Source organism: Asticcacaulis sp., from assembly GCF_051956075.1.
Lineage (GTDB): Bacteria > Pseudomonadota > Alphaproteobacteria > Caulobacterales > Caulobacteraceae > Asticcacaulis.
The window spans coordinates 105,804-124,880 of record NZ_JBQCGA010000009.1 but is presented as its reverse complement, the minus strand read 5'-3'; the positions used below and the strand labels follow the sequence as shown (position 1 = coordinate 124,880).

Here is a 19,077-nt window from a genome sequence, read left to right as displayed (position 1 = left end):
CCGCCTGATCCAGAATCCTTCACCGCCGCTCACCGACACGCCGCAGCTTCGCGCCCCGGGGGGCCATGCCGCGCAAACCGCCGTCGTAATGGGACGCCGGGGCGCGATCGTGGCCAAAACGCCCGGTCAGGCCGCCTATCTCGACGCGCTGCGCCGCTTTGATCTGGTCTTCGGTCTTGGCCCGGCAGGTTCGGGCAAGACCTTTCTGGCCGTCGCGCATGGCGTGTCGCTGCTGCTGAAAGGGGCGGTGGATCGCCTGATCATCACGCGTCCGGCGGTCGAGGCGGGCGAGCGGCTCGGCTTCCTGCCCGGCGACCTGAACGAAAAGATCGACCCCTATCTGACGCCGATCTGGCAGGCGCTCGACGACATTCTGGGGCCGCAGGTGCTGGCCAAAAAGCGCGAAAGCCGTGAGATCGAGGTCGCGCCGCTGGCCTATATGCGCGGGCGCACCCTGTCTTACGCCTATGTCATTATCGACGAGGCGCAGAACACGACGCGCATGCAGATGAAGATGATCCTGACCCGGCTTGGCGAAGGCTCGAAAATGGTCGTCACGGGCGATCCGTCGCAAATCGACCTGCCGCATCGCGGCGAGTCGGGCCTTGTCCACGCCGTGCACCTGCTCGACCGCGTGCAGGGCGTCGGCATGTCGGAACTGACCGCCGAGGACATTGTGCGGCATGAGTTGGTCGCGCGCATCGTCCGGGCCTATGATAATGAGTTCAAATGAAGCAGCGCAAAAATACCTTTTTGTGCTGCGCCAGCGCCCGACCGGGCGTCGGCGACCGTTCGCCGCCCCCGCGGAGACGTCGAACGATAGTGAGACTGTCGTGAGCGATAAAATAGAGCATCTGATTGATATCGAGATTGAGGACGAGCGCTGGCTGGAGGCGCTGCCCGATGCGCAAAACCTTGTGGAGTCCGGTGTGACCGCGGCGCTGAATGCGGTCGAGATCGACGGTCAGGCCGATGTCGTCGTGCTTCTGTGCGATGACGCCGAAATGCGCGCGCTCAACAAGGAACACCGCGCCAAGGATAAAGCGACCAATGTGCTGAGCTTTCCGGCGCCGAAATCGATGCAGAAGATCGCCCCCGGCATGACGCATCTGGGCGACATCGCGCTCGGTTTCGAGACCTGCGTGCGCGAGGCGGCAGAACAGGGCAAGAGCCTGAAAAATCATGTCCTGCATCTCAGCGTGCATGGCGCTTTGCATTTATTGGGTTATGATCATATCCGCGATGACGAGGCCGAGGAGATGGAGGCTTTGGAGCGCGATATTCTCAAGGGACTGAATGTCCCCGACCCTTATGCCGCAAACGACGATCATGCCTGACCCGGAACCGCCGCAGAAAAAAAGCTTGTTCACCTTTCTTGGCCTCGGCGCAAAGCCGACACATGGCGATGACCGCGAAGACAGCGAAGGCCATAGCGACGGCGATCTGATCCGCCACGCCCGCGCCTTTCAGACCCTGACCGTGGCCGACGTCATGACGCCGCGCGTCGATATTGTCGGCGTCGAACTGGCCTCGCCGCTGGCCGATGTGGTGCGGCTGTTCGTCGACAGCGAACATTCGCGCCTGCCCATCTATCGCGAGACGCTCGACGATCCGGTCGGCGTCATCCACATGAAGGACGTGCTGCGCATCCTCAGCCCCGACATGCCGATGGACAACTGGCCGGCCTTCAACTGGAGCGAGCCGGTTCTGCATCGCCTGCGCCGCGAGGTTCTTTACGTGCCGACTTCGATGACCACGGCGGAACTTCTGCTGCGCATGCAGGCGCGCCGCATCCATATGGCGCTGGTCATCGACGAATTCGGCGGCACGGACGGCCTCGTGACGCTGGAAGACCTGCTCGAAGCCGTGGTCGGCGACATCGAGGATGAATATGATGAGGCCGAACTGGAGGAATATCGCGAACTTCCCAACGGCCAGATCGAAGCGGGCGGGCGCATGGAGCTGAGCGATCTCGAAGCCAAACTTGGCCTCAGCCTTTATCCAGAGGACACTGAGGAGGAGATCGACACCCTGGCCGGTCTGGTCGCGGTGCTGGCCGGACGCGTGCCGCAGCGCGGCGAGGTCATTCCCTATCCGGCCAAGGGCCTCGATATTGAGGTCGTGGACGCCGATGCGCGCCGCATCAATAAGCTGCGCCTGCACCGGCGCGGCCCTGCCGATAACGCGGCCCTGCCGGACCTGACCGCCGCCGATGACTGACAGCAAGACGGCGAAAGGGCGAGGTCAAAACTGGCTGGCGCCGACGCGCGCATGGCTGGGCAATGTCCACCGGCGTCCGCGTATGCTGGCGGGTCTGGCCGGGCTGATCCTGGCCTTGGCGCAGCCGCCGTTTTCCTTCCTTCCGGGCCTGCTGGGCTATCCGTTGCTGTTATGGGCGCTGGAGCAGGAGCTCGGCCCCTATCCGAAGCGCACCGCCTTCTTCATGGGCTGGCTGGCCGGGTTCTTCTATTTCCTCGTCGGCTGTTTCTGGGTCGCCGAGGCGTTTTTGGTCGATGCGGCCACCTATGGCTGGATGGCGCCGTTCGCGGTCATGCTGCTGCCCGCCGGGGTCGGCCTGTTCTGGGGCGCGTTCGGCGTCGTTTACAGCCGGTTTCGGCCATCGGGCGTCAAGCGCTTCGTCTTCTTCGCCTGCGCCTTCACGACGTTTGAATATTTGCGCGGCATGGTTCTATCCGGCTTTCCATGGGATCCGGCGGGCGCGACCTGGCGCGCGGGCGATGCGATGTCGCAGATGGCCGCCTATGTGGGGGTTTATGGCCTCGGCTTCATAACCGTGCTGATCTTTTCCAGCCTCGGCGTCGTGCGGCGCGGACGCGGGATCAGGGGCTATGCGCCCGCCATTTTCGGCCTCCTCGTCTTCACCGCCTGCTTTGCTCTGGGCGAGATTCGCCTGCGAACGACGCCGGTGAGGTTCAGCGACTTTACAGTGCGCATCGTGCAGCCGAACATCGGTCAGGCGGCCAAGTGGGACGCCGACAATTTCGGCGACCTGTTCGATTCCTATGTCAATATGAGCAAGGCGCCTCCCGCGCCCGGCCATAAGGTTCCCGACCTGATCGTCTGGCCCGAGGGCGCCCTGCCCTTTCCGGCTGAGGCGGTGTTTTCGCAGGACGCCTGGACCGCGCCGGTCATGGCGAACCTGTTGCGTGAGAACCAGTCGCTGATCGTCGGCTTCAGTCGTCGCGACGTCACGCCGCAGAACAAGGCCGTGTGGCGCAATTCGCTGCTGGTTCTGACGCGCCATCAGGGCCAGACCGTAATCGAAGGCGCCTACAACAAGTTCAAACTGGTGCCGTTCGGCGAGTTCACGCCGTTTGAGAGCGTTCTGAAACCGCTGGGCATTGAGGCCCTGACCCATTTCGACGACAGCTTTACGCGCGGCGCGCGCACGCAGCCAATGAGCGTCGGCGCCATACCGCGCTTCCTGCCGCTGATCTGTTATGAGGGCATTTTCCCCAGTCTCGACCAGCGCCTGTATCGCAATAACGACGACAAACTGCGGCCCCAATGGATCGTTAATATCTCCAATGACGCCTGGTTCGGCCCGACCAGCGGCCCCAGACAACACCTCAACCTGGCCAGTTTTCGCGCAATAGAAGAAGGCCTGCCGATGATAAGATCAACTCCGACGGGAATATCTGTTCTTATCGATCCCCTCGGGCGTGTGGTCAAAGGCAGCGAAATCAACCTCGATCAGCGTGGTTATAGAGACGTAAATTTACCAAAACCGGCGCCGGTTACCGCTTATGAAGGGCAGCGCAATGTCAGCCTCTGGCTTATTACTATTCTGGGCTTGATTATTGCTGCGTTTGATACTTGTATGCCATGGATCAAAAAAAACCTAGTCGCGAAAAAAACTTCGCGCTAGGGACCGTACAGCCCCCGCTGAACGTATAAATTGATCCGGCCCTGATCGGTCGTTCAAATGATAAGAGGCTAAGTTGGACGAAAACTTTAAAGCGGACCGTGGCCCCAACCCGGTCGATTTACACGTGGGCGCACGCGTACGAATGCGCCGCAAATTTCTGGGAATGAGTCAGGAAGGTCTGGCGGAAACCATCGACCTCACCTTCCAGCAGGTGCAGAAGTATGAACGCGGTTCCAACCGCATCAGCGCGTCGAAACTGTACGAAATCGCCAAGGCGCTCAAGGCGCCTGTCGCCTATTTCTTTGAAGGCTATGGCGAGAATGAAGCGGTCGAAGGCTTCAGCGAATCCGAATCCGAGCAGTTCGTACACGGCTTCCTGATGACCACCGAAGGCATCGAACTGGCGGAAGCCTTTCCACGCATCAAGAACCCGAAATTCCGTCGCCGCATCCTCGACCTGGTGCGCGCCCTGGCGGAAGACAACGACGCCTGATCAGGGCGTAAGCGGACGCAGTCTGCATAAGAACCGACGCTTCAAGGCGCCGGATGAGGCTCTGTCGCTATGGCGTCAGGGCCTTTATCGTCTGTTACGAACGCGCAGAAATGTCTTGATGATATAAACATATCTTTATATGGTTATGCCAAACCTTAGCGATTGGAAAGTCCGGCCATGCGTTCCTCCTACATCTTCACCTCCGAAAGCGTTTCCGAAGGCCATCCCGATAAGGTCGCCGACCGCATCTCCGATGTGGTGGTTGACGCCTTTCTGGCGCGCGACCCCGAAGCGCGCGTCGCCTGCGAGACGCTGGTGACGACCAATCGCATCGTGCTGGCCGGCGAGGTGCGCGCAGGCGACGACGAGATCGAAGGCATCATCCACGGTCTTGAAGAGAAGGTGCGCCACGCCGTCAAGGATATCGGCTACGCGCAGAAGGGCTTTCACTGGGCGACCGCCGATTACGCCTGCTACCTGCACGCCCAGTCAGCCGATATCGCCATGGGCGTCGATTCCGGTCACAACAAGGATGAGGGCGCGGGCGATCAGGGCATCATGTTCGGCTACGCGACCGCCGAGACCGAGGAGCTGACCTCGGCGCCGTTGCAATGGTCGCACAACATCCTGCGTCGCCTCGCCGAGGCCCGCCGTTCCGGTCAGGCGCCGCAGCTTGAGCCCGACGCCAAGAGCCAGGTGACGGTGCAGTACGAAAACGGCGTCCCGGCGCGCATCCTGAAAATCCTCGTCTCGCATCAGCATGATGACGGCCTGACGCCCAAGGATGTCGAGGCGATCATCAAACCCTACGCGCTCGACGTCCTGCCCGACGGCATGGTGACCGACGAGACCGAGTGGCTGGTCAATCCGACCGGCAATTTCGTCATCGGCGGCCCGGATGGCGACGCAGGCCTGACCGGGCGCAAGATCATTGTCGATACCTATGGCGGCGCGGCCCCGCACGGCGGCGGCGCCTTTTCGGGCAAGGATCCGACCAAGGTGGACCGTTCGGCGGCCTATGCGCTGCGCTATCTGGCCAAGAATGTCGTGGCGGCGGGTCTGGCGAAGAAATGCACCTTGCAGGTCTCCTACGCCATCGGCGTGTCGCGCCCTTTGAGCTTCTATGTCGATACGCATGGCACGGGCGAGGTGTCCGAGGAAAAGCTGGAGGCCATCCTGCCGGAACTGATCGGCGGCCTGACGCCGCGTTCGATCCGCACCCATCTGGGCCTCAACCGCCCGATCTATCAGCGCACCACCGCCTATGGCCATTTCGGTCGCCAGCCCGACGCCGACGGCGGCTTTTCGTGGGAGCGCACCGACCTGGTCGAGGCGCTCAAGGGCGCGTTTTAACTGGCGTCAAGAAGGGCCTGCGCCTGCGCCAGATGCAGGCGCTCAACCATCTCGCCATTGACGGCGACCACGCCCGCTCCGGTGTCGGCAAAGGCGGCGACCACCGCCTGGGCCCAAGCGATCTCGGCGTCAGACGGCGAAAAGGCGGCATGGCACGGCGCGATTTGGCCGGGATGGATCAGGGTCTTGCCGTCGAAGCCGAGCGCGCGTCCGTGCTCGCATTCGGCCCGAAAGCCCTCCGCGTCGCGAAAGGCGTTATAAACGCCGTCCAGCGCCACGAGATTGTGGGCGCGCGCATGCACGACGATCTGCGACAGGGCGTAAGCGATGTCGGCGCGTTGCGGCAGGGGGCGCGTGCGCAGGGATTTGCGTAAATCGTTCGGCCCCGCGATCAGGCCCGCCAGCGGCATGCCCGCAATCTCCCACAGATTGGCGACGCCCTCGGCGGTTTCGATCATCGCCCACACCGGAATCTTCGGCCACGCCATCATCACCGCGCGCAGATCTTCGGTTCCGTTGACCTTGGGGACGACCAGCCCGTCGAGCTTTGAACCCGCCAGCGCCTTGTGGATGGCGTTCAGACTGCCCGGATGGATGCGGACCAGCACATGCGCCGCGGCGAAGTCCTGAGACAAAACGCCGCGCAGGTTTTCCAGCGCCACTTCGCGCTCCGGCGCCCCGACAGCGTCCTCCAGATCGAAGATCAGCGCATCCGCCTTCAAGCTCGGCGCTTTGGCGACGGCGCGGGCATTGGCGGACGGAATGAACAAAACGGTGCGGTACATGAGCGGTCTCCTCGTCCCTGCTATACCAGACGGGGCGGAATCGGCGCAAACCCCTTGCCACACCTTTGCCGCGGTCCCATATTAGTCTCACCTAACGATGGCGGCGGCATCATTCCCCGTCATGGCAATACAGGGGTTTTCGATGAACGACTTTGTCGGTCAAAACACGCGCGCCCGGCCTACGGTCGAGGACCAGGCCCGCGATCTGGGCCTGAAGCGCTTCCTGCTCGGCATCTATCAGAAGATGGCGCTGGGCTTGCTGCTGACCGGCGCGACGGCCTGGGCGGTCGCCCATTCGCCGATGTTCCTTCAGATGCTCTATCGCGTGACGCCGGAAGGTCAGATCGCCGGTTATACCGGCGTCGGCTATCTGTTTCTGTTCGCGCCTCTGGTCCTGTCCTTCCTGTCAGGCGCGGTGATGTCGCGCATGAACGTGGCCGCGATGGCGCTGTTCTACTGGGCCTTCGTGGCGATCATGGGCGTGTCGCTGTCGTCGATCTTCCTGCTTTATACGGCGACTTCGCTGGCCTCGACCTTCTTCATCACGGCGGCGGCCTTCGGCGCCCTGTCGGTGTGGGGCTACACGACCAAGACCAATATGACCGGTTGGGGCTCCTTCCTCATCATGGCCGTGTTCGGTCTGATTATCGCCTCGCTGGTCAATGTCTTCCTGCTCAAGAGCGGGATGTTCGATCTGGTGATTTCGGCGGCGGGCGTGCTGATCTTTTCGGGCCTGCTGGCCTATCAGACCCAACAGCTTAAGCAGGTCTATTATTCGCTGGAGCACAGTGCAACCGGTCTGGCGGCGATGACCTATTACGGCGCCCTGTCGCTGTACATCAATTTCATCAACCTGTTTTTGAGCATCCTGCGCCTGTTTGGCGGCGGTCGCCGCTAGTCGCGCACTCAGCCAAAATCAAAAGCCCTCCGGTTTCCGCCGGAGGGCTTTTTTGATGCCTACTGTTTGGCCTTGTAATAGGCGCTCAGCACGTCGAAGGCCAGCTTGCGATGGCCGTTCTCATCCTCCAGCCCCTTGCGGTTCCAGCCCTGCTGATAGATGTTCTGGCGGCGCGGCGAACGGAAGTCCTTGAGGATCCAAGGCGACATGCCCGCCAGAAACGGGATGTTGTCCGCCATAGCCAGGGTCGCCTTGTAATAGCTGGCCTGATAGTCCTCGCTGAAGCGGTGCTGTTCGTCCGGGTCGTGATAGCCGAACTTGGCGCCCGCCCCGAACTCGGAGAAGATCATCGGCTTGTTGTAGTCGGAATGCCAGACGGTCTTCTTCACGTCGTCGAGCGTGTTGTTCCCGTACCAGCCCGCATAGGTGTTGATGCCGATGACGTCGAGATCGGCGGCCAGCGGATCCTTGATCGAAATATCGGTCGGACCGTTGACCGTGGCGGTGTTCAGCGCCGCCGTCACCAGCCGCGTGCCGTCCAGATCGCGCGCCTCTTTGGCCAGCGCGCCGAGGAAGGCGTTGCGCGCGTCCGACACCGGCGTCTCGTTGCCGACGCTCCACAGGCCGATGGCGGCGCGGTTGCGATCGCGCAGGATGTTTTCGGCCAGCATGGTCTGGGCGGTTTTCAGCGTGTCGGGGCTGGTGAAATTCACGCTCCAATAGACGGGGATTTCACTCCACACCAGAAGCCCCATCTTATCGGCCATGCGCGTGGTGATCTCGTTGTGCGGGTAGTGGGCCAGACGGACATAGTTGCCATGCAGCCCGTCCTTAACCTCGGTCAACAGGGCGCGCGAAGCTTCTTCGGTGATGCGGCGCGACGGATTGGGGCCAAACTCCTCCTCGTGCAGGGCGATGCCGCGCAGGAAGATCGGCTTGCCGTTGAGCAGGATTTTCGTTCCCTGCACTTCGATGGTGCGAAAACCGATCTGGTCGGTGATCGCATCGCTGCCCGCCTTGAAGATGACGTTGTAAAGCGTCGGCGTATCCGGCGACCACAGGTTCAGCCCTTTGGGCGCCGGGGCGCTCATTGAGGCGCGGCCATCCGCGTCCGTGGTTCCCTTCAGGTCGAGCTTCGTCCCTGCAACCGTGATCTCAACCGCCTGACCGGCCTTGCCCGCGCCGTCGAGCGCCATATCGGCCCGGATCTGGCCGTCTTTCGTCAGGCGGATGAAAGCGTCGTCGATATAGGTGGCGGGCGTCGCGATCAGCTTTACGTCGCGCGTAATGCCGCCATAGGTCTCCCAATCGGTGACGGTCGGCGGGATCGTGTCGGCGGTGCGCGTGGAATCGACGCCGACGACGAGGTTGTTGTCCTTGGCGCGGATGATGTCCGTGACCTCGAAGGTGAAGGGCGTGAAGCCGCCAAAATGCTCGCCAAGCTTGCGGCCATTGAGATAGATCATGGCGTGATAGTCGGCGGCGTCGAAATGCAGGAAGACGCGCCCGTCCTTACGGATCAGTTCCGGCCCGGCGTCGAAGCGTTTCTGATACCACATCAGGCCGTTATAATAGCGCAAGCTTGGATCGTAACCGATCCAGGAGGAAGGCACTTCGCCCAGCGGCGCATTGCCGAGATCGTACTCAAACAAGGCGTTCGGATGCGCCTTTTCCTCATCCGCCACCACGATGTCGGCGCCGCGTCCGTGGCGCACATCGGTCGATTTACCGAGGAAGTCGGCCAGACCGTCCTTATAAGGATCGACCGAATAACGCCATGCGCCGTCGAGGTTCAGACCGGCGCGTAAGTCGGCGTCCACCATGACCCTGTCGGGGACAATGTCCTTATAGGCCGGATTCGCAGCGGCGCCCGCCGGTCCCGCCAGGGCGGGCGTCGCGGCGGCCCACAGCAGGCTCAGGACAGATGCGCTTAACATTTTCATCGGGTCGTCCTCCATTCTTCTTATCAAACCTATCTGGCCCATCGGTCAGACCAAGTAAACCCCCGCGCCATCGCTTCACGAACTTGCGACCGATGTGAAAGCCGCCCTATAATCCGCCGCGTCAGGGAGACACATCATGCAGAAACTTACCGCGCCCGAGGCCGCGCAACAGGTCGCCACGCTGGACGACTGGACGCTGGAGGACGGCGCGGCGGCTATTCACCGCAATTTCCATTTCGCCGATTTCAAGACCGCCTGGGCCTTCATGACCGAGGTCGCCGCTGAGGCCGACCTTATGGACCACCATCCGGAATGGTCGAACGTCTATAATCGGGTGTCGATACGGCTGACGACGCACGATGCGGGCGGCCTGACGCCGCGCGATCTGAACCTGGCCATTCGGATCGACGCGGCGGCGCGCAAAACGGTAAAATGAGGCGTCCGACTACCGCATTTCATTTTTATTTTTCTGACCCTAAACCCAATACACTCAAGCGGCGGGCCTCAGCTGTTCTCTCAGCGCGTCGCATCTGTCCTGATTTAACGCACGGAACTAGCGATGCTCGAAAAGAAGAACACGATCCTGGTGGTGGATGACGAAGAAGAAATCCGCAAAATGCTGGGCATTTTTCTCGACGCCGCCGATTTCAAGGTCTGCGAATGCGATTCGGGCAAACAGGCCCTGCGCATGAGCGCCTCGGTGCGGCCCGATCTGATCCTGCTCGATCTTGGCCTGCCCGATATCGACGGCAAGGACGTGATCACCAAGGTGCGCGAATGGTCGAACGTGCCGATCGTGGTGCTGACCGCGCGCGCCGAGGATATGGACGCCGCCCCTGCGCTGAACGCCGGCGCCGACGATTACGTCACCAAGCCCTTCTCCGCCGAGGTGCTGCTGGCGCGCATCAACGCCAATTTACGCAAATCGGCGGTGCGCGAGGTCGGCGAGCCGGAAATCATCCACGGCCCGATCCGTATGGACCTGGTGCGTCACGAAGTTTTTATCGACGACGATAAGGTCAGCTTCACGCCCAAGGAATACGACCTGCTGCGCTTCTTCCTGGTCAATCGCGGCCGCATGCTGACGCACAAGCAGATCCTGAAAGAGGTCTGGGGTCCGGCGCACCTTGAGGATACGCAATATTTGCGCGTCTATATCGGTCAGGTGCGCGAAAAGCTGGAGGCCCGCCCCGGTCTGGGCAAGTCAATCGTGTCGGAATCTGGCATCGGCTACCGCATGGATCAGGTGGCGTAGGCCCCATCCGATCGCCATAACATTGAAAAGCGCCGATCGGTACGAAGCCGGTCGGCGCTTTTCATTGTAACCTTGAGGCTTACATCTTCCTTATGTGCGTCCATGCGGTAAGCTTTGCTTCCTTATCGTTGCATTTATAAGCTGATGGAAAGTTTCAGGTTCTGGAGAATCCCATGCTTAACTGGATCATCACCTTCTTCATTCTGGCGGTCATTGCGGCCTTTTTCGGCTTCACTGGGCTGGCCGGAACCTTCGCGGAAATCGCCAAGTTCATCGCCGTCATTTTTGTGGTGCTGTTCATCGCCGGCCTGGTCTATCGCATGATCACCGGGCGCAACGCCGCGCCGCCCGTGTAAATCACGCACGGATCGCAAAAAAAGCCGCTCCTTCCGGGGCGGCTTTTTTGCGTCAGCCTCGCGTCTTGTCAGGATAGTAGAGCGTGAAGACGGCGCCGCCGTCGGGGTGGTTGCTGACCTCGATACGCCCATCCAGCAGGCGCATGATCGACTGGCAGATGGTCAGGCCCAGACCCGTGCCGGCGTTCTGCTGATCGGCCTTTTGCAGCCGCATATATTTGTCGAACACGGCGGTCTGCATCTCCGGCGGAATGCCCTCGCCATGGTCGCGGATGCGCACGAAACCCTCGCCATTGGCGACGCCATAAGAGACTTCGATCAGCGGATTGTCTTCGGTGCGGCCCGCCTTGCGACCGCCGAACTTGTAGGCGTTGTGCAGCACCAGACCGATGGCGCGCGCGCCGAGCATCGGGTCGGTGGTCAGTTCGTCGCGTCCTGCCGCAGTGACGCGCAATTCCCCACGCGTCTTCAACGGTCCCAGCCGCGCCTGAGCATCCTGAATCATCTGGCCGAGCCGCGCCGCCTCCAGACGCGGACGCACCGCGTCGGCCTCGAACTTGGCCATGTCGAGAATATTGGTGATGAAATAGTCGAGCCGGAAGGCCTCGGTCAGGGCCGAACTGATCAGCGAGCGGCGCTTTTCCTCGCTCAAGCGGTCATACAGCATGGTCATGACCTCCAGCGAGCCGATGATCGTGGCCAGCGGCGTCTTCAGGTCATGCGACACCGACGACAGCATCTGCCGATGCAGATACTCGCGAATTTCATCATGGGTCGGCGAAGACATATCGTCGGGAGTCATGAGGGCTATGTTACCAATACGACCGCAAGGCGCAAATCGTTCATTTTTAAAAAATGCGTCGACGTCAACGCAAAGGAGCAAGGGCATGGCCTTGCTCCCGCCACTGTCCGCGCGTGCGATCAGCGAGCGCCTGATCCTGTCGGATGCGAAACCCGGTCAGTGAATCACATGGAACAGATAAAGCAGAATGACCACTGGCAAAGGCACGCCGACCAGCCACAGAATAAGACCTTTCATTGGGTGTCTCCTTGTTAGTGCGATGAGGACGCGCTGCGGTCCTGTTGCTTTTGTTTATTGGCTGCGGCCTTGACGTCGGCGGAGGTCTCAGACACCGCGCTCGACGCCGCCGCGCCGGTTTTCGACAGGGCGCTGGCCGCCGCGTCGCCCGCATTGTCGAGCGCCGTCGCGGCGCTGTCATAGGCGCCGGATTCTTTGATGTCGGTCGCGGCGCTTGAGACGGCGGGTGGGATGGCGTCGATCGCCTTGCCGATCTCCTGCCCGGCTGTCGGGCGGTGATGGGCGTTGTAGAACCATATCCCGGCCACGATCACCACGATCAGCAGGATAAAGATCAACAGGGTTTGCAAAAAGCTGCCGCCGGACCGGTTCATGCGCGCCCCTCAGTCGTTCCAATGGTCCGCTATCTGGACATAAACGGCCAGTTCATCGCGGTCGTCCTCGTCATCGAACATTTCCGGCGGCAACACGTCATCGTCGGAATATTCGCCGTCGATGGTGACGCGCCAACTGCCGGGCGTCGGGCGTTTGGCGCGCGGGAAGGGGATGATCTGGGCCGGTTGCGATTGGCTTTGCATGCGGGCGATCCTTGTGTGCGAGATGTCAGATTTCAGGCTGGGTGACAGGAGGAATTTCCGACGGCAATTCAGGATTGCCCGGCGGTTCCGGGGCGGGATTGACGTCCGGCCCGCCCGGTTGCGGCAGACCGGGCTCCGGCGTCGGCTGAGGAATATCCGGCTGCGGATTGGGGTCGGGTTGCGGCGCTTGCGGCGTGATCGGCATGGGACGCCTCCTGAAAACTGAACTGGCTTTCAGGTGTAGGCCAAACTCTGCAAGGGCTCAGTGCTTAACCCGCAAGACCGCGATAAACGTGCGGTAAAAGGACGGTCTTACCGTCCGGCCAGCTTCTGCGCCAGAATATCGGGCAGGACGGGCTTGGAGATATAGTCGTCCATCCCCGCCGCCAGACAGCGCTCGCGATCGCCGGCCAGGGCGTGCGCGGTCACGCCGATAATGGTGTGGCGCGCGCCGTCCGGCGTCTCGCCCGCCGCTTCCAGATCGCGGATGCAGCCCGTGCATTCCAGCCCGTCCATGCCGTGCATCTGCACGTCCATCAGCACGGCGTGAAACGGTCGATCCGCCTCGCGGATCAGGCGCAGCGCCTCCGGCCCGGAGCCCGCCGAGCGCGTCGCATAGCCCAGTTCCTCCAGCATCAGCGACAGCACCATGATGTTCGGCTCATAGTCCTCGACGATCAGCACGCAGGGCGGCGCTCCATCCGCCGGAACGACGGGTCGATAATCGGGCCGCGGCGCAGCCTCTGCGGCGGGCGCTTCGATGCGCGGCAGGGTCAGCGTCAAGTGAAAGGACGAGCCTTCGCCGCGCTGGCTGCGCACCGCAATATCGCCGCCCATCAGTTGCGCCAGCGAGCGCGCGATCGACAGGCCCAGACCCGAACCGCCGAAGCGGCGGGTGATGGTTTCGTCGGCCTGGGTGAACTTGTCGAAGATGACGGCCAGCTTATCGTCGGGAATGCCGATGCCGGTGTCGCTGACCACGATGTCGAGCGCGCAGACCTCATCCTGGCAATCGGCGCGGGCCGCGATGGCGATCTCACCGGAATCGGTGAATTTCAGCGCGTTGGAGACGAGATTCATCAAGACCTGTTGCAGGCGCGAGCGGTCGCCCAGCACGGTGACGCCGTGGGTGGCGTCGTCGATGCGCAGGGTCAAGCCCTTGCGCTCAATGTCCTGCGCGAACATCAGCCGGATGTCCTCCAGCACCGCCGCCACGGCGTACGGAATGCTCTCCAGGTCGATATGGTCGTCCTCGATGCGGCTGATATCCAGAAGGTCATTGATCAGCTTGAGCAACAGGTCGGCATTGGTGCGCAGGGTCTCGACCATCTTCTTCTGCTCATCGTCGAGACGCGTGCGCGCCAGCACCGAGGCCAGCCCCGTCACCACATTCATCGGCGTGCGGATCTCATGGCTCATCGTCGCCAGGAAGCGGCTCTTGGCCTGGCTGGCGGCCTCGGCGCGCTCCTTGGCCTGTTTCAGCTCGACGCTCTGCTGGGCGTTTTCGCGCAACAGCCGCTCCTTGGTGAAGGCGGCGACCATGATGGCGGGCAGCAGGTCAAGATAGGTCTGGTTGACGTCCTTGACCGCATAGTCGGCGGCGCCCTTTTCGAGCGCGGCCAGGGCGATGCGCTCATCGCCGCCGACGGTCAGGATGACGGCGGGCGGGGTCAGCGGCAGCTCGTTCATCCGGTCCAGCAGGTCCAGCCCGCTCATGCCCGGCAGGTTGTAATCGACCAGCACCAGATCATAGGCGCGCGCATGCAGCCTCTGAAGGCCGTCCTCGGCGGTATCGGCCAGATCGACGCGCAGTCCGATGCGCTCCATGCGCTTTTGCAGCAGCCGCGCCAGCGCCGCGTCGTCCTCGACATAGAGGATGTCGCGCAAACCGGCGTGCGGCGTCGCAGCGGCGTGGGGGTCGGCGGGCGGCGGGGTTGGCATGGCGCGCTTTAGCTCCTGTCGCGTAGATGCGGAACGTGGACCGTGCTGAGCGTCAGGCCCAGCTTGCCCAGGCTGGCGGCGAAATCGGCCTGATTGACCGGCTTGGTCAGGAAGCCGTCACAGCCAAGCGCGAAACAGCGCTCGATATCGTTCGGATGATCGGTCGTGGTCAGGACGATCACCGGCGCGTTCCGGGTCGCGGCGTCCGCCTTGAGGCGCTGCAAAATCTCGAACCCGTCGATGTCGGGCAGGTTCAGATCGAGAATGACCACAAACCGGCGCCCGTCGCGCGGCCCGAACAGCCAGCTCAGCGCTTCTTCGCCATTATGCAGCCGCACAATCGGATTGAGCACGCCGATGCGTTGCAGATTGCGGCTGATCAGGCGCGCGTGGCCTTCATCGTCCTCAACCAGCACCAGGGTGAAGGGATCGCTGAAACCGGTCATGCCTCGAACCCCTCGGTTTCGGGCTCGGTGTCGGGGACAACCTCGGTCGCGACCAGCGGTTTTTTCGGCAGGCTGACGAAGAAGGTCGTGCCGACGTCGAGGGCCGATTCGAACCAGATGGCGCCGGACATCTTGCGCAAGGACGCCTTGACATAGGCCATGCCGATGCCGAGGCCGCGCACGTCGCCCGCATTGCGCGCGCGCCGGAAGATATTGAATACGCGGTCGGAATCGGCCGGGTCGATACCGCGTCCGTTATCGCGCAGGTAAAAGACATGGTCGCGCGCCGTCTCACGGCAGCCGATCTCGATCTCGCCGGGCCGATCGGGCTTGAGATATTTGACCGCATTGTCGAGCAGGTTGGAGAAGATCTGTTCCAGCGCCACGGCGTCGGTCATCAGAATGGGCATGTCGGCGACGTGTACGTTAACGCCCTTGGCCGAGATTTCGTAACTTTGCGCGCCCAGACATTTTTCGATGATAATGCGCGAATCGACGGCGGTTTCGCGATAGGCGAACTTGCCGATGCGCGACAGGTCGAGAATGGCCGTGGTCAGGGTGTCCATACGATCGACCGCGTTGCCGATAAAGCCGAGGCTTTCGGGAATATCGTGCTGCAACAGCGTATCGAGCTGGCTCTGGGCGGCGGCGCTCAGCTTCTTTTTCTGGCCGTTCAGCACCTCGCGGACCTGATCGAGCGCGATGTGCAATTCGTGCGAAAAGCCCTTCAGATTGACCAGAGGCGAACGCATATCGTGCGAGGTTATATAGGTGAAGGCCTCCATATCGGCGTTGAGCAGGCGCAACTCCTCCTCGCGCCTTTTCTGCTCGGTGATGTCGGTATGGGTGCCGATCAGGGTGCGAATCTGGCCGAACCGGTCCCAGGCGCCGACGCCGCGCGCCATGATCCAGCGCCAGGAGCCGTCCTTGTGGCGCAGGCGGAAGATGTTGACATAATCGCGGCTCTTGCGCGTCACATAGTCGTGGCGCACCTTGAAGAAGCTCTCGACATCATCGGGATGGATCATCGGGGTGATGACGTTGATGTCGTTGTCCAGCTCGCTCTCGCCATAGCCGAGCATGGCTTTCAGCTCCTTGGACATGTACATGGTCTCGTTGACGAAGTTGATCTCATACACCCCGTCATTAATGCCGTTCATCACGGTGCGGAAGCGCAGTTCGGCGCGCTGGTTCTCGTCCTCGATGGCCTCGTTTTCGTCCTCCAGCCGAATGATCATCACCGTGCCGGCCAACAGGATGGCGATGCCCGCCGCCGTGCCGATCACCAGCACCCAGATCAGATTGTTCTTCTGGTGATTCACCAGGTCGATGCGCAGTTTCAGCGCGTCCAGCCGCTGCTGGATCGAACCGTCGATCGTCGCGCGCAGGGCGTCCATCGCGGTTTTCGACTTGCTCATATCCGCCACGTCCAGCTTGCCGGCGCCGTGGCTGCGCGCATAGGCGATCTGGTTCTGCAACAGGGTCTGGATGGTGTCGATACGGTCGAGCCAGGCGTTGGTCTCGGCGAAGGAATTGTCTTCGTAATAGGTGGCGTTGCGTAAGGATAGCACCTCATCCTGCAAGCGCTCTGACGCCTGCTCATAGGGTTGCAGATAGGTCTTGTCGCCGGACAGAATATAGCCGCGCGCCCCGGTCTCCATATTGACCACGTCCAACAGGATGATCTTGCTCAGCCGGATGTTTTCGTACTGGTAGCGCGTATATTCGTTGAGATTCTGAGATATCTTGTACTGGCTGAAAATGATCAGGCTGAAGGCGCACAGGGCGATGGATATCAGGCTGAAAAAGGCGAGATACACATGCTTGACGCTCAGGCCCCAGGGCATCCGCATTGACTAACCAAACCCGTTTGCGCGGCGCGGGCGCCGTCGTCTCCACCTGATAAGCGCCGACATGATCACAGGTCGTCGCCGGACCGTGTCTGTGGACCTTACTGCGCGGTCGGTAATGGAACAATAAGAGGCGGGGAAAAAGGTGTAAGTATGGCGTAAACGCCGACTTACGTGATCACGTTACAAGCGTATTTCAGCGCTTGTCCGCGTGTTTTTTCAATCCGCTGGCGAAGGCGTTGGCCAGCCCGCCCAGCACATCGCTCGTCTTGTCGATCACCGGCGCGATCAGCGGGGCCTGACCGTCGATAACCTGGCCGATATCCGCCCGCACGCCCCGCCACACACGCGACGCCGTCAGGCCGACGAACATCAATACGACAACAGCGATCATCGTCGTGGCTATCGCCGAAGCGCCGACGCCCAGGCCCGCCGCCAGCATCTGATCAAAACTCAGCCACAACAGGCCGCTGACGATCAGCGCGCAAAGTATCGTCCCGAATACGCCCAGAAGGGCCAGCACGGCGAAACCTGTCAGAGCGCTGAGAACATAGGGTCTGGATGTTTTCAGGCGTCTGTTGACGGACAGCAACTCGATCAGTCGTGTGAGCAACAGCATGACAGGCTCCGGTTGGCGTTTCTCCTGAACGTATTCGGGACGCAGGCGCCGCGCGACGCTCGGGGGCTTCGGCGCGCAGCGTTATCGCAGAGAGCGTTTCCCCAAAAAAGTGGCTCCACTTTTTGGACAAGCAAAAGCGACAAAACAAAAACTTAGAGCGCCGATCTGAGTTCAGATCGAAAAGCGCTCTAGCGACGGTTGGCGAACAGGGCGCCGAGGATGAAACCGGCGCCGAGCGCGATCAGCGACGAGCGCACCGGGTTGGACTTGATTTCGGTTTCGACGTCATGGCTGACGCGGCTGGTGGTGTCGCGGGTGCGGTCGTAAAGATCGCGCACCTTGGCGCCGGCGTCATGCGCGTAATCATTGACGCGGTCCATCATGTGATGCGCCTTGCCGTCCAGCGCGTCGGCGGCGTCATCCACAGCGTCGCGGGCGCTGTTGCGGATGTCGTTCTCAGCCAGCTTCTTGGTGACGTTGGCGGCAGCCTTGGTGGCGGACGAAAGCATGGGAGTCTCCTGTTGAGACGAAAATGGGTTATGGGGATCGCGTTCACGTCCGGCGGCCAGAAACCCTTGGGCTAGGGGGGGCGGTAAGGGCGGCGGGCGCATCCGTCGTGAACGCGATGGCCGCACTGTCTCGCAAGCCCTTTAAGGAAGCCATGCGGCGCCGCGCCGCAGCGCGTAAATTTGCGGTAAAAACGCCCGCCAGGCGAATTCAGGCGCCTGCGAGAAAAGCCGCGACCTCGGCTTCGGATGGCGCGCCATCGGCGCCGGGGCGAGTGACCGAAAGCGCCGCCGCCGCCGCTGCGAAGCGCATGGCCTCCGGTAGCTCATGACCGCGCAGGATGCGGCTGATCAGGGCGACGTTGAAGACATCGCCCGCCCCGACCGCATCGACCGCCTCAACGGCAAAGGCGGGAATTCGCAGCAGTTCGCCGTCGATCAGCGCGGCGCAACCCTGCCGGCCCAGTGTCACCACGGCGCGCTCGGCGCCCGCCGCCAGCAGGCGGCTCAGACCTTCGCGCAAAGCCGCATCGTCCTGGCCCGTCACGCCGGTCAGGCGCACCAGCTCCGTCTCGTTCGGCGTGACCAGATCGACCAGCGGCAGCAGGTCCAGCACGCGCGCATCGACCGGCGCCGGATTGAGCACGGTCAGGACCGCATGTCGGCGCGCGATCTCCAGCGCCGCCTTGACCGTCGCCAGTGGCGTCTCAAGCTGCGCGACGACCGCCGACGCCTCGCGGATCAGCGCTTCGGCCTGTTCGACATGCTGCGGCGTCAGGCGGGCATTGGCGCCCGGCGCGACCACGATCATATTGGCGCCGTCCGGCGCCACGCAGATCGAAGCCGCGCCGGTGGCGCAGTGCAGACGGTGGACGTGATGCGCCAGGACGCCGCGCGTTTTCAGATGCGCCAGCGCCTGTTCGGCGAAGGCGTCGGAGCCGACGGCGCCGATCAGATGCGTCTCCAGCCCCAGCCGCGCGCAGGCTGTCGCCTGATTGAGCCCCTTGCCGCCGACGCGCACCTCAAGATCGCCGCCCAGCAGGGTCTCATGCGGGCGCGGCAGCTCTGCGACGCAGATTGAGAAGTCGATATTGACGCTGCCGACGACGACGACGGGTTTCATGGC

At 62.1% G+C, this 19,077-nt stretch carries 22 protein-coding genes; 10 read left to right on the top strand and 12 right to left on the bottom strand.

Annotated features, from left to right (window positions below; genetic code table 11):
* From ACTHLA_RS02915 to metK, 6 genes are all read left to right on the top strand, one after another.
* A partial coding sequence (locus ACTHLA_RS02915; RefSeq protein WP_440185250.1) for a PhoH family protein occupies positions 1-733 on the top strand: 733 nt, incomplete at its 5' end.
* Positions 734-833: 100 nt separating this feature from the next.
* A complete protein-coding gene (gene ybeY / locus ACTHLA_RS02910; protein ID WP_440185247.1) occupies positions 834-1,337 on the top strand; it encodes an rRNA maturation RNase YbeY in 504 nt (167 codons plus the stop codon).
* Positions 1,297-2,220: a hemolysin family protein gene (locus ACTHLA_RS02905; RefSeq protein WP_440185245.1), complete on the top strand. Its 924-nt coding sequence runs from the start codon at positions 1,297-1,299 to the stop codon at positions 2,218-2,220. Before ybeY ends, ACTHLA_RS02905 begins: the two co-directional genes overlap by 41 nt.
* The gene (gene lnt, locus ACTHLA_RS02900) at positions 2,213-3,889 is read left to right on the top strand and encodes an apolipoprotein N-acyltransferase (protein WP_440185242.1); all 1,677 of its coding nucleotides are present in this window, start codon (positions 2,213-2,215) and stop codon (positions 3,887-3,889) included. The genes ACTHLA_RS02905 and lnt overlap by 8 nt, the downstream gene beginning before the upstream one ends.
* A 73-nt stretch (positions 3,890-3,962) precedes the next feature.
* Complete coding sequence (locus ACTHLA_RS02895; protein ID WP_440185240.1) at positions 3,963-4,382, top strand: helix-turn-helix domain-containing protein; 420 nt, start codon at positions 3,963-3,965, stop codon at positions 4,380-4,382.
* Between the two features lie 177 nt (positions 4,383-4,559).
* Positions 4,560-5,735, top strand: coding sequence for a methionine adenosyltransferase (metK, locus tag ACTHLA_RS02890; protein WP_440185237.1), 1,176 nt, complete (start codon positions 4,560-4,562; stop codon positions 5,733-5,735).
* Here the strand turns inward: metK and ACTHLA_RS02885 are convergent.
* A complete protein-coding gene (locus ACTHLA_RS02885; RefSeq protein WP_440185234.1) occupies positions 5,732-6,520 on the bottom strand; it encodes an HpcH/HpaI aldolase/citrate lyase family protein in 789 nt (262 codons plus the stop codon). The two genes, metK and ACTHLA_RS02885, sit on opposite strands and share 4 nt — an antisense overlap.
* Before the next feature lie 142 nt (positions 6,521-6,662).
* Between ACTHLA_RS02885 and ACTHLA_RS02880 the strand changes: the two genes are divergently transcribed.
* On the top strand, positions 6,663-7,418 hold the full coding sequence (locus tag ACTHLA_RS02880; protein ID WP_440185231.1) for a Bax inhibitor-1/YccA family protein: 756 nt from the start codon (positions 6,663-6,665) through the stop codon (positions 7,416-7,418).
* 59 nt (positions 7,419-7,477) lie between these two features.
* Here the strand turns inward: ACTHLA_RS02880 and ACTHLA_RS02875 are convergent, their stop codons facing one another.
* Entirely contained in the window at positions 7,478-9,361 is a 1,884-nt protein-coding gene (locus ACTHLA_RS02875; protein WP_440185228.1) for a glycoside hydrolase family 2 protein, read from the bottom strand.
* A gap of 136 nt (positions 9,362-9,497) precedes the next feature.
* On the opposite strand from ACTHLA_RS02875, the gene ACTHLA_RS02870 reads away from it, so the two are divergent.
* The 3 genes from ACTHLA_RS02870 (at position 9,498) to ACTHLA_RS02860 (ending at position 10,972) form a co-directional block, all read left to right on the top strand.
* Entirely contained in the window at positions 9,498-9,797 is a 300-nt protein-coding gene (locus ACTHLA_RS02870; protein ID WP_440185225.1) for a 4a-hydroxytetrahydrobiopterin dehydratase, read from the top strand.
* A gap of 123 nt (positions 9,798-9,920) precedes the next feature.
* Complete coding sequence (locus ACTHLA_RS02865; RefSeq protein ID WP_440185223.1) at positions 9,921-10,616, top strand: response regulator; 696 nt, start codon at positions 9,921-9,923, stop codon at positions 10,614-10,616.
* A 173-nt stretch (positions 10,617-10,789) separates the two neighbouring features.
* Complete coding sequence (locus ACTHLA_RS02860) at positions 10,790-10,972, top strand: DUF1328 domain-containing protein (protein ID WP_440185220.1); 183 nt, start codon at positions 10,790-10,792, stop codon at positions 10,970-10,972.
* A gap of 52 nt (positions 10,973-11,024) precedes the next feature.
* On the opposite strand, the gene ACTHLA_RS02855 is transcribed toward ACTHLA_RS02860, so the two are convergent.
* The 10 genes from ACTHLA_RS02855 to ACTHLA_RS02810 form a co-directional block, all read right to left on the bottom strand.
* A complete protein-coding gene (locus ACTHLA_RS02855) occupies positions 11,025-11,774 on the bottom strand; it encodes a sensor histidine kinase (protein ID WP_440185218.1) in 750 nt (249 codons plus the stop codon).
* Positions 11,775-12,025: 251 nt separating this feature from the next.
* Entirely contained in the window at positions 12,026-12,385 is a 360-nt protein-coding gene (locus ACTHLA_RS02850) for a hypothetical protein (RefSeq protein ID WP_440185215.1), read from the bottom strand.
* A 9-nt stretch (positions 12,386-12,394) separates the two neighbouring features.
* Complete coding sequence (locus tag ACTHLA_RS02845; protein WP_440185212.1) at positions 12,395-12,589, bottom strand: hypothetical protein; 195 nt, start codon at positions 12,587-12,589, stop codon at positions 12,395-12,397.
* Positions 12,590-12,614: 25 nt separating this feature from the next.
* Positions 12,615-12,794, bottom strand: coding sequence for a hypothetical protein (locus ACTHLA_RS02840; RefSeq protein WP_440185209.1), 180 nt, complete (start codon positions 12,792-12,794; stop codon positions 12,615-12,617).
* A 107-nt stretch (positions 12,795-12,901) separates the two neighbouring features.
* Positions 12,902-14,530, bottom strand: a complete 1,629-nt coding sequence (locus ACTHLA_RS02835) for a response regulator (protein WP_440185206.1) — start codon at positions 14,528-14,530, stop codon at positions 12,902-12,904.
* An 8-nt stretch (positions 14,531-14,538) separates the two neighbouring features.
* Positions 14,539-14,976 carry a response regulator gene (locus tag ACTHLA_RS02830; RefSeq protein WP_440185203.1) on the bottom strand — a complete coding sequence of 146 codons (438 nt, stop codon included), beginning with the start codon at positions 14,974-14,976 and terminating at the stop codon, positions 14,539-14,541.
* Complete coding sequence (locus ACTHLA_RS02825) at positions 14,973-16,829, bottom strand: sensor histidine kinase (protein WP_440185201.1); 1,857 nt, start codon at positions 16,827-16,829, stop codon at positions 14,973-14,975. The genes ACTHLA_RS02830 and ACTHLA_RS02825 overlap by 4 nt, the downstream gene beginning before the upstream one ends.
* A 193-nt stretch (positions 16,830-17,022) precedes the next feature.
* Complete coding sequence (locus ACTHLA_RS02820; protein WP_440185198.1) at positions 17,023-17,445, bottom strand: hypothetical protein; 423 nt, start codon at positions 17,443-17,445, stop codon at positions 17,023-17,025.
* 188 nt (positions 17,446-17,633) lie between these two features.
* A complete protein-coding gene (locus ACTHLA_RS02815; protein ID WP_440185195.1) occupies positions 17,634-17,954 on the bottom strand; it encodes a DUF883 family protein in 321 nt (106 codons plus the stop codon).
* A 208-nt stretch (positions 17,955-18,162) separates the two neighbouring features.
* Positions 18,163-19,074: a ribokinase gene (locus ACTHLA_RS02810; protein ID WP_440185192.1), complete on the bottom strand. Its 912-nt coding sequence runs from the start codon at positions 19,072-19,074 to the stop codon at positions 18,163-18,165.
* Between the last annotated feature and the right edge of the window lie 3 nt (positions 19,075-19,077).

What these genes read in the sequence shown, in the direction of transcription:
- ACTHLA_RS02840 (WP_440185209.1), bottom strand. Translation starts at nt 12,794, where the DNA reads ATGCCGATCACGCCGCAAGCGCCGCAACCCGACCCCAATCCGCAGCCG.
- ACTHLA_RS02845 (WP_440185212.1), bottom strand. Translation starts at nt 12,589, where the DNA reads ATGCAAAGCCAATCGCAACCGGCCCAGATCATCCCCTTCCCGCGCGCC.
- ACTHLA_RS02830 (WP_440185203.1), bottom strand. Translation starts at nt 14,976, where the DNA reads ATGACCGGTTTCAGCGATCCCTTCACCCTGGTGCTGGTTGAGGACGAT.
- ACTHLA_RS02815 (WP_440185195.1), bottom strand. Translation starts at nt 17,954, where the DNA reads ATGCTTTCGTCCGCCACCAAGGCTGCCGCCAACGTCACCAAGAAGCTG.
- ACTHLA_RS02860 (WP_440185220.1), top strand. Translation starts at nt 10,790, where the DNA reads ATGCTTAACTGGATCATCACCTTCTTCATTCTGGCGGTCATTGCGGCC.
- ACTHLA_RS02810 (WP_440185192.1), bottom strand. Translation starts at nt 19,074, where the DNA reads ATGAAACCCGTCGTCGTCGTCGGCAGCGTCAATATCGACTTCTCAATC.
- ACTHLA_RS02835 (WP_440185206.1), bottom strand. Translation starts at nt 14,530, where the DNA reads ATGCCAACCCCGCCGCCCGCCGACCCCCACGCCGCTGCGACGCCGCAC.
- ACTHLA_RS02880 (WP_440185231.1), top strand. Translation starts at nt 6,663, where the DNA reads ATGAACGACTTTGTCGGTCAAAACACGCGCGCCCGGCCTACGGTCGAG.
- ACTHLA_RS02905 (WP_440185245.1), top strand. Translation starts at nt 1,297, where the DNA reads ATGTCCCCGACCCTTATGCCGCAAACGACGATCATGCCTGACCCGGAA.
- ACTHLA_RS02850 (WP_440185215.1), bottom strand. Translation starts at nt 12,385, where the DNA reads ATGAACCGGTCCGGCGGCAGCTTTTTGCAAACCCTGTTGATCTTTATC.
- ACTHLA_RS02875 (WP_440185228.1), bottom strand. Translation starts at nt 9,361, where the DNA reads ATGAAAATGTTAAGCGCATCTGTCCTGAGCCTGCTGTGGGCCGCCGCG.
- ACTHLA_RS02825 (WP_440185201.1), bottom strand. Translation starts at nt 16,829, where the DNA reads ATGCGGATGCCCTGGGGCCTGAGCGTCAAGCATGTGTATCTCGCCTTT.
- lnt (WP_440185242.1), top strand. Translation starts at nt 2,213, where the DNA reads ATGACTGACAGCAAGACGGCGAAAGGGCGAGGTCAAAACTGGCTGGCG.
- metK (WP_440185237.1), top strand. Translation starts at nt 4,560, where the DNA reads ATGCGTTCCTCCTACATCTTCACCTCCGAAAGCGTTTCCGAAGGCCAT.
- ACTHLA_RS02820 (WP_440185198.1), bottom strand. Translation starts at nt 17,445, where the DNA reads ATGCTGTTGCTCACACGACTGATCGAGTTGCTGTCCGTCAACAGACGC.
- ACTHLA_RS02855 (WP_440185218.1), bottom strand. Translation starts at nt 11,774, where the DNA reads ATGACTCCCGACGATATGTCTTCGCCGACCCATGATGAAATTCGCGAG.
- ACTHLA_RS02865 (WP_440185223.1), top strand. Translation starts at nt 9,921, where the DNA reads ATGCTCGAAAAGAAGAACACGATCCTGGTGGTGGATGACGAAGAAGAA.
- ACTHLA_RS02885 (WP_440185234.1), bottom strand. Translation starts at nt 6,520, where the DNA reads ATGTACCGCACCGTTTTGTTCATTCCGTCCGCCAATGCCCGCGCCGTC.
- ACTHLA_RS02870 (WP_440185225.1), top strand. Translation starts at nt 9,498, where the DNA reads ATGCAGAAACTTACCGCGCCCGAGGCCGCGCAACAGGTCGCCACGCTG.